Below are 13,562 nucleotides of genomic sequence, written 5' to 3' on the forward strand. Positions count from 1 at the left end.
CCGTCATGGGGATCAAGGCGCTAGGCTATGTGGTTGTCGAGACCACCCAGCCCGAACGGTGGGATCATTTCCTCACCCAACTGGCAGGGGTGATGCGCGCGCCCGATGCGGCCGACGGGGCTATGCAGTTCCGGATCGACCAGCGCCCGTTCCGGTTCCGGATCTGGCAGGGCGCGAAGGATCACTTCACCGCCGCCGGATACGAAGTGGCCGATGCCGCCGCGCTGGATGCCTTGGCCGGCGCCGTTGCCGCTGCGGGCCGCCCGGTTGAGCAGGGCAGCGCCGATCAGGCCGCGCTACGCGGGGTCAGCGCCTTCTTCACCACCAGCGACCCGGCCGGCAATGGCCTGGAATTCTATCACGGCGATAGCATTGCGGCCCAGCCGTTCGTCTCGCCGCTGGGGATCGATCGCTTCATCACCGGTGATATGGGAATGGGCCACGCGGTCTTCTCGGTTCCCAACTTCGACGAATGCGTCAGCTTCTACCGCGATGTGGTGGGCTTCCGCGAAACCGACATGCCGCGCTTCTACTTCGGCGGCGGCGGGGCCGAGGATCCGGGCATGGGCTTTGCCTTCATGCACGCCGACAACGGCCGCCACCACTCGATCGCGCTGGGCGAAGGCCCGGTCCCGCCCTCGGGCGCGGTTCATATCATGCTGGAGCTGCCCGACCTGGTCGAGGTCGGCAAGGCGCACGACCGGATGAAGGCGCTGGGCTATCCCGAAAGCGCCACGCTGGGCCAGCATTTCAACGATGAAACCGTCGGCTTCTATGTCCAGACGCCGGGCGGCTTCGATCTTGAGATCGGCTGCGACAGCCTGGTGATCGATCCGGCCAGCTGGGAAGTGACCAAGCATATCGGGATTTCGATCTGGGGCCACGAATGGGCCTGGCAGAAGGCAATGAAAGAGGCGCAAGCAGCAGAATGAGTGGTCTCGACAAACGGATGAGCGCGGCGGAGATCGTCGCGCAGCTCAGCGACGGCATGACGCTGGGGATCGGCGGCTGGGGCCCGCGGCGCAAGCCGATGGCGCTGGTCCGCGAGATCCTGCGCAGCGATCTCAAGGACCTGACGGTGGTCGCCTATGGCGGCGCGGATGTTGGCATGCTCTGCGCGGCGGGGAAGGTGAAGAAGCTGGTCTTCGCTTTCGTCTCGCTCGACGCGATCCCGCTCGAGCCGTGGTTCCGCAAGGCGCGCGAGGCCGGGCAGATCGATGTGCTCGAACTCGACGAGGGTATGTTCCAATGGGGCCTCAAGGCGGCCAGCTTTGGCCTGCCGTTCCTGCCGACCCGCGTCGGGTTGGGCACCGACCTGGCCGAACTCGGCGGGCTCAAGACCGTGCAGTCGCCCTATGCCGATGGTGAAGTGCTGATCGCGATGCCGGCGCTCAAGCTTGATGCCGCGCTGCTCCACTTCAACCGCAGCGACTGGCGCGGCAATGTCCAGGTCTTCGGGCCGGACGTCTATTATGACGAATGGTTCGCCCGCGCCGCCGCCAAGACCTACGTCTCTTGCGAGGAACTGGTCGACCGGATGGAAGACCACTATCCCGAAGACGCGCAGGCGAACATTGTCGAGCGCGCGTTCATTTCGGGCGTGACCGAGATCCCCGGCGGCGCGCATCCCAGCTCGATGCCCCCGCACTATGGCTGGGACATGAAGGCCTTCAAGGCCTACAGCGATGCAGCCAAGGATCCGGGTGACTGGAGCGCAGTAGCGGACCGCTTTGTCGGGTCCGACGAGGCAACCTATGTGGCTGCGAATGGCGGCCTGGAGGCGGTGAAGGCTTTGCCTTTGCCGATATTCTGATGAGCGACGTAACCCTGGCAGAACTCTGCGTCTTCGCCTGCAGCGAAGCATTCCGCGGCAATGGCGAAGTGGTGGCAACCGGCGTTGGCCCGGTGCCGCGGCTGGCGGCCAGCCTGGCCAAGCTGACCCACACGCCCGAACTGATGATGACCGATGGCGAATGCTATCTGGTCGAACAGCCGGTGCCGCTGGGTCCGCGCGGCTATGACGATCGCAAGAAAGCTGGCTACCTGCCGTTCAGCCGCTTCTTCGATGCCGCAGTCTGGACCGGGCGCCGCCATGCGATGGTTACGCCCACCCAGATCGACCGGTTCGGCCAGATCAACCTGTCGCAGCTGGGCGGCACCCACCAGCAGCCCAAGACCCAGATGCTGGGCGTGCGGGGCTTTCCGGGGAACACGATCTACCACCCGAACAGCTTCTTCTTCCCCAGCCACACGGCCCGGGTGTTTGTGCCGGGCGAGGTCGATATGGTCTCGGGCGTCGGTTACAACCCGGCCAAGCGCGTGCCGGGCGGAAACTATTCGGCGGTGGACCTGCGCCGGATCGTCACCAACCTGTGCGTGATGGACTTTGGCGGGCCGGACAATGCGGTTCGCGTGATTTCGCTTCATCCCGGTGTGACCTTTGCCGAAGTGCAGGAAGCCACCGGCTTTGCGCTGATCGACGCCGTGACCGGTGAAACCGCGCTGCCTGGGCCTGAGGAACTGGCGATCATCGCCAGCCTCGATCCGCATGGCATCCGCAATTCGGTGATCAAGGACAATCCTCCAGCCCGGAAGGCCGCAGCATGACCAAGGGACGCGAACTCGTCGAACCGCAGGCGGCAACGCCCGAATACGAAACCGCCGATCCGGTGCTCTACGAAGTGATCGATGGCGTGGCCTGGATCACGATGAACCGCCCGGGCTTCAACAATGCCCAGAACGGGCAGATGACCTATGCGCTGGACGATTGCTTCAAGCGCGCGGTCGAGGATGAAAGCGTCGGCGCGATTGTGCTGGCGGGCGAGGGCAAGCACTTTTCCGCCGGGCACGATATCGGCACGCCGGGACGCGACCTGCACACTGAATTCGACAAGCGGCTGATGCTGGCCCCGCACACCAACAAGCCGCACGCCGAGCTGCTCTATACCCGTGAGCAGGAACAGTACCTGGGCATGTGCCGGCGCTGGCGCGACATTCCCAAGCCGACGATCGCGATGGTCCAGGGCGCCTGCATTGCCGGCGGGCTGATGCTGGCCTGGGTCTGCGACCTGATCGTGGCGAGCGAGGATGCCTTCTTCCAGGATCCGGTCAGCCCGATGATGGGGATTCCGGGGGTCGAATACTTCGCCCACGCCTATGAATTGCCGCCGCGCGTGGCCAAGGAATTCCTGCTGCTGGGCGAACGGATGCCGGCGGCGCGGGCCTATCAGTTCGGCATGGTCAACAAGGTGGTCCCGCGCGAGGAACTGCGTGAAGCGGCAGCGGCCTGGGCGGCCAAGCTGGCCGGGGCGCCGCGGCTGGGCAACTGGCTGTCGAAGCAGGCGATCAACCATGTCGAGGAACTGCGCGGCAAGCGCCAGGCGATGGATGCGGTGTTCCACATGCACCACTTCGCCCATGCCCAGAACGATCTGATGTACGGCAATTCGATTGCCGGGGTTTCGGGCAAGTCGGCTGCGGCGGCGAACAAGAAGCAATCGGGCGAGGGCTGAGAGTTGGCCGATCCGCTTGCCACCGCGCTGACCAGGCGCCTGGGTTGCCGCCTGCCGGTGATCCAGACGGCAATGGGTTGGATCGCGACTCCTGAACTGGTCGCGGCGAGCAGCAATGCCGGGGCTTTCGGTTTTCTGGCCGGGGCGGTGATGAAGCCGGCTGAACTGGGCGAGGCGATTGCCCGGCTGAAGGACATGACCCCGCACAATTTCGGTGTCAATTTCCACAGCTTCCAGCCGGGTGCTCAGGAAATTGTCGAACTGATCCTGGTCAATGCCGATCGGGTTCGCGCGGTCAGTTTCGGGCGCGGGCCTGATGCGAAGATGATCGGTGCGTTTCGCGACAAGGGGATCCTGTGCATCCCCACCGTCGGCGCGGTCAAGCATGCGGAAAAGATGGTCCAGTTGGGCTGCGAAATGGTCACCGTCCAGGGCGGCGAAGGTGGCGGGCACACCGGGTCGGTGCCAACCACTGTGCTGCTGCCGCAGGTGCTCGACGCGGTCGATGTGCCGGTAGTCGCGGCGGGCGGCTTTGGTGATGGGCGGGGCCTTGCCGCCGCGCTGGCCTATGGCGCCTGCGGCATCGCCATGGGTACCCGCTTCCTGATGACCGCCGAAAGCCCGGTGCCCGCCGCACCCAAGGCGGCCTATGTCAGGGCCGGAACCGGCGATATCGCGGTCAGCACCAAGGTTGATGGCATTCCGCAGCGGATGATCCTCAACCCGCTGCTGAGGCGGATCGAGGGTTCGGGCAAGCCGGCGATGTGGCTGCGCGCGATCGAGGCCGGGCTGGAAATGAAGCGCCAGACCGGGATGAGCTGGGGCCAGGTGCTGGGCACTGCCCGGGCCATGACCAGCCACGGCGAAATGCCCCTGGCGCAAGCGATGATGGCCGCCGCCGCACCGATGATGATCCAGCGTGCCGTGGTCGAAGGCGATGCCGAACACGGCCTGATGGCCACTGGCGTGGTCGCCGGGCGGCTTACCGATCTGCCGAGCTGCGCCGACCTCCTCCAATCTATCGAAACCGAAGCCCGCGCACGGATCGCGGCGCTCTGTGCGGGGAACTGACCCATGCCAATCACGACCACGATCAAGGACCGGATTGCCGAAATCGTTTTCGACGTTGCCCCGGTCAACGCCTTCGACAGCGAGACCTGGATGTCGCTGCCGGCGATGATCACTGCTGCGGCCAGCAACCCGGAGGTCAATTGCGTGCTGATCCGCGCCGCCGAGGAATCGCGCGGCTTTTGCGGCGGGGTCGATATCAAGGAGATGCAGGCGCATCCCGAACGGATCACCGTGCTCAACCGCGGCAATTACCTGACCTTCAAGGCGATCCGCGATGCCGAAGTGCCGGTGGTGGTTGCGGTGCACAAGTTCGTGATCGGCGGCGGGATCGGGATCTGCGGCGCGTCCGATACGATCATTGCCGCTGACGATGCCTATTTCAGCCTGCCCGAAGTCGATCGCGGGGCAATGGGTGGGGCCAGCCACCTTTCGCGGATGCTGCCGCTGCACAAGGTGCGTGCCGCCTTCTTCACCGGGGGCAATATCCCGGCTGCCGAAGCCTATCGCCTTGGCGCGGTCGAAAAGGTCGTGCCGCGCGCCGATCTGGTGACTGAAGCGCGCGCCTTCTGCGCAGTGGTCGCCTCCAAGAGCCGCAAGGCGCTGGTGATCGCCAAGGAAGCGCTCAACGGGCTGGAGCCGCGCGATGTCGATCGCGGCTATCGCTGGGAACAGGGCTTCACGCTCGAAATGTACATGCACGAAGACAGCCAGAAAAGCCGCGACGCCTTTGTCGAAACCGGCAAGGCGGCGAAGTTCTGAGCCATGGATCTCGCCTACACCCCTGAACAGCAGGCCTTCCGGGCCGAAGTGCGCGCCTGGATGGAAGCGCATGTGCCCAAGGAGCCGCTCGTCACGCTGGAGTGCAAGGAAGGCTTTGACCATCATGTCGCGTGGGAACGCACGCTCGCCAGCGGTAACTGGGGCATGGTCACCTGGCCCGAACAATTCGGCGGGCGCGGGCTCGACCTCATCCAGTGGCTGATCTTCGAGGAAGAGTATTTCCGCGCCGGCGGACCCAACCGGGCCAACCAGAACGGGATATTCCTGCTCGGCCCGACGATCATGGAATTCGGCACCGAAGAGCAGAAGGCCCGCTTCCTGCCGCCGATGGCGCGCGGCGAGGTGATCTGGGCGCAGGCCTGGTCCGAACCCGGCGCGGGCAGCGATATGGCGGCGATCCAGTCCAAGGCAGTGCGGGACGGCGATCATTACGTCATCACCGGGCAGAAGACCTGGTCGAGCCGCGCTGCCTTTGCCGACTGGGGCTTTGGCATCTTCCGCACCGATCCGGAGAGCAAGCGCCACAAGGGGCTGACCTTCATCCTGTTCGACCTGAACAGCCCGGGCATCACCCGCCGCCCGATCCGCCAGCTGCACGGCGACACCGGCTTTGCCGAACTGTTCTTCGACGAGGTCCGCGTGCCGGTCGAAAACTGCCTGGCCGGCGAGGGCGAGGGCTGGAACGTGGCGATGGCTACCGCCGGGTTCGAACGCGGACTGATGCTGCGCTCGCCCGGGCGCTTCCAGGCGACCGCCAAGCGGCTGGTCGAGCTGTACCGCGCGCATGAGGCCGAAGCATCGCCCGCCGCGCGCGAAGCAGTGGTCCAGGCCTGGGGCGCAGCGCAGGCCTATGCCTACAACACCTATGCGGTCGCTTCGAAGATCATGGCCGGGGGCAAGATCGGCGCTGAGGCCAGCCTCAACAAGATCTTCTGGTCCGAGCTTGACCGCGCGATGCACCGCACCGCGATGCAGCTGCTGGGCGCCCATGCCGAGCTGAAGCGGTTCGGCAACGGGCAGATCAACCAGTGGCTAGAAGGTTACATCTTCTCGCTTTCCGGCCCGATCTATGCCGGATCGAACGAGGTTCAGCGCAATATCATCGCCGAACGGCTGCTGGGCCTGCCGCGCGTGGGAGCAGGCTGATGAATTTCCGTTTTTCCGATGATCAGCTGACCCTTGCGGAAAGCGTGCGCGACTATCTGGCTGGGACTCACGGCCCCGAAGTGCTGCGGCGGCTCGATGCAGAGGGCAACCGCGATCCGGCGATCTGGCAGGGGCTGGTTGATATGGGCCTGACCGGCCTGTGCGTGCCCGAAGAACAGGGCGGGCTGGGCATGGGTCTGCTGGAAGCCGCGCTGATCGCTGCCGAATGCGGGCGGGCCTGTCTGGCCGAGCCGCTGGTCGATACGGCCTTCGTTGCAGTGCCGTGGCTGGTTTCGAAGGGCGAAACCGCGGAGCTTGCCGCAATTGCCGCCGGGACCCGCAAGGTCGCGTTGCCGCATGTGCTGAACCCATGGGTTGCCGACGGCGAGGGCAAGCCGCTGCAAAGCGTCGATCCCTTGCGCAACCTTGTGCGGTTCCCGGCGACGGGCAGCACCGACGATCACCTGCTCAATCTCGGCGCGCTGATGAGCGCGGCGCAGTTGCTGGGCCTGGCCGATGCGATGCTCAATCAAGCGGTCGAATACGCCAAGATCCGTACCCAGTTCGGCCAGCCGGTCGGTGCGTTTCAGGGGCTGAAGCACCAGCTTTCCAGTTGTGCGGTGGCAGTTGAATTCGCCAAACCAGTGGTCTGGCGTGCGGCGCAGGCCTTGCAGGACGGAGCCTCCAGCGCTCCGCTCCACGTCAGCCACGCCAAACTGGCCGCCACGGATGCTGCGATCCAGACCGCTGAAGTGGCGATCCAGGTCCACGGGGCGATGGGCTACACCTATGAGGTCGATCTGCACTTCTGGATGAAGCGCGCCTGGGCGCTCGCCGGGGCCTGGGGCGACCGGTCGTACCACTACAAGCGGGTCGATGCCGCAGTGCTGGGCGGGTCCCAGCCGATCGGCCCTGAACACACATTTGCCTGAGGGAACACCATGGCCGAAGCCTATATCATCGACGCGATCCGCACCCCGATCGGGCGCAAGAAGGGCAGCCTTGCCGAACTGCACCCCGCCGATCTGGGCGCACACCCGATCAAGGCGCTGGTCGACCGCACCGGGATCGATGCGGGTGCGGTCGATGACGTGGTCTGGGGCTGCTGCGACACGATCGGCCCCCAGGCCGGAGACATCGGCCGCACGGTCTGGCTGGTTGCGGGGATGCCGCTGCATGTGCCGGGCACCACGATCGACCGCCAGTGCGGATCGAGCCAGCAGGCGGTTCACTTTGCCGCACAGGGGGTGATGAGCGGAACCCAGGACCTGGTCGTCGCCGGCGGCAGCCAGGCGATGAACGCGATCCCGATTTCGGCGGCGATGTTTGCCGGGCAGCCCTATGGCTTCGGCGATCCCTTCACCGGTTCCAAGGGCTGGGTCGAACGCTTTGGTGATGGGCTGCTCAACCAGATCAACTCGGCCGAGATGATCGCCGCCAAGTGGCAGATCAGCCGCGAGGCGATGGAAGAGTTCGCACTGGCCAGCCACCAGCGCGCGCAGGCGGCGACCGATGGCGGACTGTTCAAGGGCGAAATCGCCCCGCTCCATGGCCTTGAGGCCGACGAGACGATCCGTCCGGGCACCACGCTCGAAGGGCTGGCCAGCCTCAGGACGGTGCAGGAAGGCGGGGTGATCACTGCCGGGGTCGCCAGCCAGAACTGCGATGGCGCCGCAGCCTTGCTGATCGCCAGCGAGCAGGCGGTGAAAGATCATGGGCTGAAGCCGCGCGCGCGGATCCACCACCTGTCGGTTCGCGCTGACGATCCGGTATGGATGCTGACCGCGCCGATTCCGGCCACCCAGCATGCCTTGAAGAAGGCCGGCATGACCATTGCCGACATCGACCTGTTCGAATGCAACGAAGCTTTCGCATCGGTGCCGATGGCCTGGATGAAGGAACTGGGTATCCCGCACGAGAAGGTCAACGTCCACGGCGGGGCGATTGCGCTGGGCCACCCGCTGGGCGCCACCGGCGCCCGGCTGATGACGACCTTGCTGAACGCGCTGGAAGCCACCGGCGGGCGCTATGGTCTGCAAACCATGTGCGAAGGCGGCGGGCAGGCCAACGTGACGATTATCGAGCGGCTGTGATGGACGCGGCAATCGCCATACCCAACCTGCTCTACACCTACGCGATGCGCTTTGACGACGGCGACTTCGATGGCGCCGCCGCACTGTTTGATCGCGGCGGGGTGATTGTGGGTGGGCACCGGATCGCGGGACGCGAGGCGATCCTGGCGATGTGGCAGCAATGGGTGAAGACCTATGACGGCAAGCCGCTGACCCGGCACATCACCACCAATCCGATCATCGAATTATCCGCCGACGGCAACGCAGCGACCTGCCAGAGCCAATGGACCGTGCTGCAGGCTGCGCCGGGCTATCCGTTGCAGATCGTCGCCACCGGCCGTTACCGCGACCAGCTTTGCCGCGATGCGGGCGGCTGGCACTTCACCTGGCGCGAATACGTCCAGACCGACCTGGTCGGCGACAGCAGCGCACACACACTTCAGGCATTGGGATAGACTATGGGTATCTGTGACAATCGGACTGTCATCATCACCGGCGCCGCGCGCGGGCTGGGGCGGGCCTATGCGCTGGCTTTCGGGGCCGAAGGCGCCAACGTGGTGGTGAACGATATCGGCACCTCGCTGAGCGGCGAGGGCCGCGATACCTCGGCCGCCGACGGCGTGGTGGAAGAGATCAAGGCCGCCGGCGGCAAGGCCGTGGCCAATTACGAGGACATCACCGATTGGGACGCTGCCGGGCGGATCGTCCAATGCGCGCTCGACGCTTTTGGCGACCTGCATGTGGTGGTCAACAACGCCGGGATCGTGCGCGACCGGATGTTCGTTTCAGCCACGCTGGAGGAATGGGACGCGACCATGCACGTCCACCTTCGCGGGCATTTCTGCCTGGCGCGCCATGCGGTGAACTATTGGCGTGAGAAGCAGAAGGGCGGGGTGAACCCCGATGCGCGGATCATCAACACTTCGTCAGGCGCGGGGCTGCAGGGCTCGATCGCGCAGGCCGCCTATTCAACCGCCAAGGGCGGGATTGCTTCGCTGACGCTGGTTCAGGCGGCCGAACTGGGCCGCTATGGGATCACCGCCAATGCGCTCGCCCCTTCGGCCCGGACCCGGATGACCGAGCAGGCCTTTGCCGACAAGATGGCGACTGAAGGCCAGGCCTTCGACGTGATGGACCCGGCGAATATCGCTCCGACGGTGGTCTGGCTGGGATCGAGCGAAAGCGCCGATGTCACCGGCTGCGTGTTCGAACTGGAAGGCGGCAAGATCATGCTGGAAGACGGCTGGCGCGAAGGTCCCTGCGTGGACAAGGGCGCCAGGTGGGAACCCGCCGATGTCGGCGAAGCGGTGGCGAAACTGATTTCCGAACGCGTACCGCCGCGCAAGGTATGGGGGACGGCATGATCGAGACCACACAGATCCTCCCCCTTTGGGGGAGGTGGCAGCGCGAAGCGCTGACGGAGGGGGCAATCGGCTGCGGAGGGTATTCCCCCTCCACCATGCTGCGCATGGTCCCCCTCCCCCAAAAGGGGAGGATTTAGCAATGCATTTCGCTTTCACTGAAGAACAGGCGATGATCGCGGAAACCGCGCGCGCCTTCTTTGCAGAAAACGCCACCAGCGAACGCACCCGCAAGGCCATGGCCGGCCAAGGGATCGACCGCGCGCTGTGGCAGGCTTTCTGCCAGGAACTGGGCCTGTCAGGCATCGCCATTCCCGAGGAACTGGGCGGGGCCGGCCTGGGCATGGTCGAATTTGCGATTGTGGCTGAAGCCGCCGGGGCTCAGGTTGCTGCGATTCCGCTGCTGGGCCATGCGATGGCCGCGCGCGCGATTGCTGCCGGGGGCACCGCAGCGCAGCAGGCCGAGTGGCTGCCCGCCATGCTGGGCGGCGAAGTGATCGCTGCCTGCTCGGGCTCCAACAGTGTCGCAGCAACGGGTGATACGCTCACCGGTTCGTTCCAGTTCGTGCCGCACGGTGCCCTGGCGCAAGTGTTCGTGCTGCGCGCCGGGGCGGGATTGTGGATCGTCCGGGCCGACGCTCCGGGCGTCTCGATCACGGGCCACACCACCATGGACCAGACCCGCCCGCTTGCCACTGTGACACTTGACGCGGCGCAAGGCGAAGCACTGGCCGATAGCGCGGCTGCGCTGCAGGCCGCGCATGAGGCCGGCTGGATCTGCGCGGCTGCCGAAGCACTTGGCGGGGCGCAAGCCTGTCTTGACCGCACGGTCGATTACGCGAAGGAGCGCGTCCAGTTCGGTCGCCCGATCGGCTCGTTCCAGGCCTACAAGCACCGCCTGGCCGACATGATGATCGAGATCGAGCAGGCCCGCAGCGCGGTCTATTGGGCGGCCTGCGCGGTCGACGAGCAATCGGACGAGGCGGGAATCGCGCTCCATGCCGCCAAGAGCTTTGCCGCCGACACGATGTTCATGTGCGCCGGCAACATGATCCAGCTGCATGGCGGGATCGGCTTTACCTGGGAACATGATGCACACCTCTACTTCAAACGCGCGCGCGCACTGCAAACGATGCTGGGCAGCGGTAATGCCCACCGCGAGCAGGTGGCCACGATGATCCTGGGAGAAGCGGCATGAAGCTGGGTTTCTCACCCGCCGAAGAGGCTTTCCGCGCCGAATGTGCGGACTGGCTGCAGGCGCAGATGGCTGGCCCGTTCAAGGACATCAAGGGCATCAGCAAGCTGACCGCCAGCCCCGAACGCCGCAAGGAATGGGAACAGCACCTGGGTGAACACCGCTGGTCGTGCATCGGCTGGCCGGTCGAATGGGGCGGTCGTGGCGCAAGTCTGGCCGAGCAGGTGATCTTTGCCGAGGAATATGCCCGCGCCGGGGTTCCGGGCCGGGTCAACCACATCGGCATCGAACTGGCCGGGCCGACGATCCTTACCTTCGGCACCGAAGAGCAAAAGCAGCGCTTCCTGCCCGATATCGCCGCCGGGCGGACGATCTTCTGCCAGGGCTTTTCAGAGCCGGGCGCAGGATCCGACCTCGCCTCTGTCCGTACCAAGGGGCGTCTGGAAAATGGCGAGTGGGTGGTCAACGGCCAGAAAATCTGGACTAGCCTGGCGCACATTTCCGACTGGATCTTCGTGGTCACCCGCACCGAGGAAGGATCGAAGGGACCCAAGGGCCTGACCTTCCTGATGATGCCGATCGACCAACCCGGGATCGAGATTCGCGGGATCACCCAGATCAACGGCGATGCCGAATTCAACGAGACGTTCTTCACCGATGCGCGTTGTCCGGCCGACAGCCTGATCGGCGGGGTGGGCGATGGCTGGAAGATCGCGATGGGCTTGCTCGCCTTCGAACGCGGGGTTTCCACACTGGGCCAGCAGATGGCCTTCCGCAACGAACTGGACGAGATCATTGCCGCCGCCCGGGCCAACGGCGCGGCCAAGGATCCGCTGATCCGCCAAAGGATCGCCAAGGCCGAGATCGGCCTGCGCCTGATGCGCTATGGCGCGTTGCGGATGCTGTCGAACACCGATCATTCGAAGATCGACGGCGCGGCGCTGACCTACAAGATCCAGTGGGCGACCTGGCGACGCGGGCTGGGCGAGCTGGCGATGGACGTGCTGGGCCAGGCCGGCGAAGTGGCGGCGGGCGACGAATATGAGTGGGACACGCTGCCCAACCTGTTCCTCTACAGCCGCGCCGACACGATCTATGGCGGCACCAACCAGATCCAGCGCAACCTGATCGCCGAGCGCGGTCTGGGCATGCCGCGTGAACCGCGAGGAGACGTCTGATGGCTGCCCCCATTCCGCCCTATCCTGAGGGCCGAAATTTGCTGAAGGGCAAGACCGTGGTGGTCACCGCCGCCGCCGGCACCGGGATCGGCTATGCCGCTGCCAAGCGCGCGGCTGAAGAGGGCGCGACGGTTCTGATTAGCGATTTCCATGAACGCCGGCTGGGCGAAGCGGCTGACCGGATCGCGGCAGAGGTCGGCTGCGCGCGGCCCGCCACGGTGGTCTGCGATGTCACCAGTCAGGATCAGGTCGATGCGCTTCACGCCGCGGCTTTGACGGAACTGGGCCGGGTGGACGTGCTGATCAACAATGCCGGGCTGGGCGGCGAAGTCGATGTCGTGAACATGACCGACGAGCAGTGGTTCCGGGTGCTCGACGTCACGCTCAATTCGGTGTTCCGGATGACCCGCGCCTTCCTGCCGGCGATGTATGCGCAAGGATCGGGTGCGATCGTCAACAATGCCTCGGTGCTGGGCTGGCGTGCGCAGAAGGGGCAGGCGCACTATGCTGCTGCCAAGGCCGGGGTGATGGCCTTCACCCGCTGTTCGGCGGTCGAGGCGGCCGAGCATAACGTGCGGATCAACGCGGTAGCTCCTTCGATCGCGATGCATGCCTTCCTGGCCAAAGTCACCACTGACGAACTGCTGGCCGAACTGTCTTCGAAGGAGGCTTTCGGGCGACCTGCCGAGGTGTGGGAAGTGGCCAACGTGATGATGTTCCTGGCCAGCGACCTATCCAGCTACATGACCGGCGAAGTACTCTCGGTCTCGAGCCAGCGGGCATGACCATGGCCAAGATTTATGAAAACCCCCGCGACCTCGTTGGTCAGGAAGGCACCAAGCTCGGCCCGACCGACTGGCTGCTGATCGACCAGGACCGCGTCAATGGATTTGCCGAGGTGACCGGCGATCACCAGTGGATCCACGTCGATGTCGAACGTGCCAAGGCAGGGCCGTTTGGCGGGACCATCGCCCATGGCTATCTGACGATGAGCCTGGTCAACCTGTTCCTGCCCGATCTGATCGAGGTGCGCGGGTTCAGCCATGCGGTGAACGTCGGCGCGGACCGACTGCGCTTTCTCAGCCCGGTCAGGGTCGGCAGCCGGATCCGCGGGGTGGGTGAGATCGTGGGCGTCGAGGAGATCAAAGGCGCTATCCAGTCGGTGGTCCGCGTCACGGTCGAGATCGAGGGTAGCGACAAACCGGCCTGCGTTGTCGATACCATCAGCCGCTATTTCCCGGAGTGAA

The 13,562-nt window shown here is 65.3% G+C and carries 15 protein-coding genes; all 15 read left to right on the plus strand.

Features of this window, described 5'->3' with window-relative positions; all coding sequences use genetic code 11:
* Positions 1-5 precede the first annotated feature (5 nt).
* Positions 6-932 carry a VOC family protein gene (locus tag IT549_RS07655; RefSeq protein ID WP_292971621.1) on the plus strand — a complete coding sequence of 309 codons (927 nt, stop codon included), beginning with the start codon at positions 6-8 and terminating at the stop codon, positions 930-932.
* Positions 929-1,813: a CoA-transferase gene (locus IT549_RS07660; RefSeq protein ID WP_292971623.1), complete on the plus strand. Its 885-nt coding sequence runs from the start codon at positions 929-931 to the stop codon at positions 1,811-1,813. Before IT549_RS07655 ends, IT549_RS07660 begins: the two co-directional genes overlap by 4 nt.
* Positions 1,813-2,607, plus strand: coding sequence for a ketoacid CoA transferase (locus IT549_RS07665; RefSeq protein WP_292971625.1), 795 nt, complete (start codon positions 1,813-1,815; stop codon positions 2,605-2,607). Before IT549_RS07660 ends, IT549_RS07665 begins: the two co-directional genes overlap by 1 nt.
* Positions 2,604-3,512, plus strand: coding sequence for an enoyl-CoA hydratase (locus tag IT549_RS07670; RefSeq protein ID WP_292971627.1), 909 nt, complete (start codon positions 2,604-2,606; stop codon positions 3,510-3,512). Before IT549_RS07665 ends, IT549_RS07670 begins: the two co-directional genes overlap by 4 nt.
* Before the next feature lie 3 nt (positions 3,513-3,515).
* Positions 3,516-4,583, plus strand: a complete 1,068-nt coding sequence (locus IT549_RS07675; RefSeq protein ID WP_292971630.1) for a nitronate monooxygenase — start codon at positions 3,516-3,518, stop codon at positions 4,581-4,583.
* A 3-nt stretch (positions 4,584-4,586) separates the two neighbouring features.
* Positions 4,587-5,342 (plus strand): enoyl-CoA hydratase family protein, encoded by a 756-nt coding sequence (locus IT549_RS07680; protein WP_292971634.1) that lies wholly within the window; start codon positions 4,587-4,589, stop codon positions 5,340-5,342.
* A 3-nt stretch (positions 5,343-5,345) separates the two neighbouring features.
* Positions 5,346-6,509 carry an acyl-CoA dehydrogenase family protein gene (locus IT549_RS07685; protein WP_292971637.1) on the plus strand — a complete coding sequence of 388 codons (1,164 nt, stop codon included), beginning with the start codon at positions 5,346-5,348 and terminating at the stop codon, positions 6,507-6,509.
* Entirely contained in the window at positions 6,509-7,441 is a 933-nt protein-coding gene (locus IT549_RS07690) for an acyl-CoA dehydrogenase family protein (protein WP_292971639.1), read from the plus strand. The genes IT549_RS07685 and IT549_RS07690 overlap by 1 nt, the downstream gene beginning before the upstream one ends.
* A gap of 9 nt (positions 7,442-7,450) precedes the next feature.
* On the plus strand, positions 7,451-8,602 hold the full coding sequence (locus IT549_RS07695; protein WP_292971642.1) for an acetyl-CoA C-acetyltransferase: 1,152 nt from the start codon (positions 7,451-7,453) through the stop codon (positions 8,600-8,602).
* A complete protein-coding gene (locus tag IT549_RS07700; protein WP_292971644.1) occupies positions 8,602-9,036 on the plus strand; it encodes a nuclear transport factor 2 family protein in 435 nt (144 codons plus the stop codon). Before IT549_RS07695 ends, IT549_RS07700 begins: the two co-directional genes overlap by 1 nt.
* A gap of 3 nt (positions 9,037-9,039) precedes the next feature.
* A complete protein-coding gene (locus tag IT549_RS07705; RefSeq protein WP_292971646.1) occupies positions 9,040-9,945 on the plus strand; it encodes an SDR family oxidoreductase in 906 nt (301 codons plus the stop codon).
* Positions 9,946-10,084: 139 nt separating this feature from the next.
* The gene (locus tag IT549_RS07710) at positions 10,085-11,140 is read left to right on the plus strand and encodes an acyl-CoA dehydrogenase family protein (protein ID WP_292971648.1); all 1,056 of its coding nucleotides are present in this window, start codon (positions 10,085-10,087) and stop codon (positions 11,138-11,140) included.
* Complete coding sequence (locus IT549_RS07715) at positions 11,137-12,315, plus strand: acyl-CoA dehydrogenase family protein (protein ID WP_292971650.1); 1,179 nt, start codon at positions 11,137-11,139, stop codon at positions 12,313-12,315. Before IT549_RS07710 ends, IT549_RS07715 begins: the two co-directional genes overlap by 4 nt.
* Positions 12,315-13,100 (plus strand): SDR family oxidoreductase, encoded by a 786-nt coding sequence (locus IT549_RS07720; RefSeq protein WP_292971652.1) that lies wholly within the window; start codon positions 12,315-12,317, stop codon positions 13,098-13,100. Before IT549_RS07715 ends, IT549_RS07720 begins: the two co-directional genes overlap by 1 nt.
* Positions 13,101-13,102: 2 nt before the next feature.
* Positions 13,103-13,561: a MaoC family dehydratase gene (locus IT549_RS07725; protein ID WP_292971655.1), complete on the plus strand. Its 459-nt coding sequence runs from the start codon at positions 13,103-13,105 to the stop codon at positions 13,559-13,561.
* Position 13,562: the final 1 nt, after the last annotated feature.

The organism is Novosphingobium sp. (assembly GCF_020852455.1).
In the GTDB taxonomy this organism is placed as follows: Bacteria; Pseudomonadota; Alphaproteobacteria; order Sphingomonadales; family Sphingomonadaceae; genus Novosphingobium.

What these genes read in the sequence shown, in the direction of transcription:
- IT549_RS07655 (WP_292971621.1), top strand. Translation starts at nt 6, where the DNA reads ATGGGGATCAAGGCGCTAGGCTATGTGGTTGTCGAGACCACCCAGCCC.
- IT549_RS07660 (WP_292971623.1), top strand. Translation starts at nt 929, where the DNA reads ATGAGTGGTCTCGACAAACGGATGAGCGCGGCGGAGATCGTCGCGCAG.
- IT549_RS07665 (WP_292971625.1), top strand. Translation starts at nt 1,813, where the DNA reads ATGAGCGACGTAACCCTGGCAGAACTCTGCGTCTTCGCCTGCAGCGAA.
- IT549_RS07670 (WP_292971627.1), top strand. Translation starts at nt 2,604, where the DNA reads ATGACCAAGGGACGCGAACTCGTCGAACCGCAGGCGGCAACGCCCGAA.
- IT549_RS07680 (WP_292971634.1), top strand. Translation starts at nt 4,587, where the DNA reads ATGCCAATCACGACCACGATCAAGGACCGGATTGCCGAAATCGTTTTC.
- IT549_RS07685 (WP_292971637.1), top strand. Translation starts at nt 5,346, where the DNA reads ATGGATCTCGCCTACACCCCTGAACAGCAGGCCTTCCGGGCCGAAGTG.
- IT549_RS07690 (WP_292971639.1), top strand. Translation starts at nt 6,509, where the DNA reads ATGAATTTCCGTTTTTCCGATGATCAGCTGACCCTTGCGGAAAGCGTG.
- IT549_RS07695 (WP_292971642.1), top strand. Translation starts at nt 7,451, where the DNA reads ATGGCCGAAGCCTATATCATCGACGCGATCCGCACCCCGATCGGGCGC.
- IT549_RS07700 (WP_292971644.1), top strand. Translation starts at nt 8,602, where the DNA reads ATGGACGCGGCAATCGCCATACCCAACCTGCTCTACACCTACGCGATG.
- IT549_RS07705 (WP_292971646.1), top strand. Translation starts at nt 9,040, where the DNA reads ATGGGTATCTGTGACAATCGGACTGTCATCATCACCGGCGCCGCGCGC.
- IT549_RS07710 (WP_292971648.1), top strand. Translation starts at nt 10,085, where the DNA reads ATGCATTTCGCTTTCACTGAAGAACAGGCGATGATCGCGGAAACCGCG.
- IT549_RS07715 (WP_292971650.1), top strand. Translation starts at nt 11,137, where the DNA reads ATGAAGCTGGGTTTCTCACCCGCCGAAGAGGCTTTCCGCGCCGAATGT.
- IT549_RS07720 (WP_292971652.1), top strand. Translation starts at nt 12,315, where the DNA reads ATGGCTGCCCCCATTCCGCCCTATCCTGAGGGCCGAAATTTGCTGAAG.
- IT549_RS07725 (WP_292971655.1), top strand. Translation starts at nt 13,103, where the DNA reads ATGGCCAAGATTTATGAAAACCCCCGCGACCTCGTTGGTCAGGAAGGC.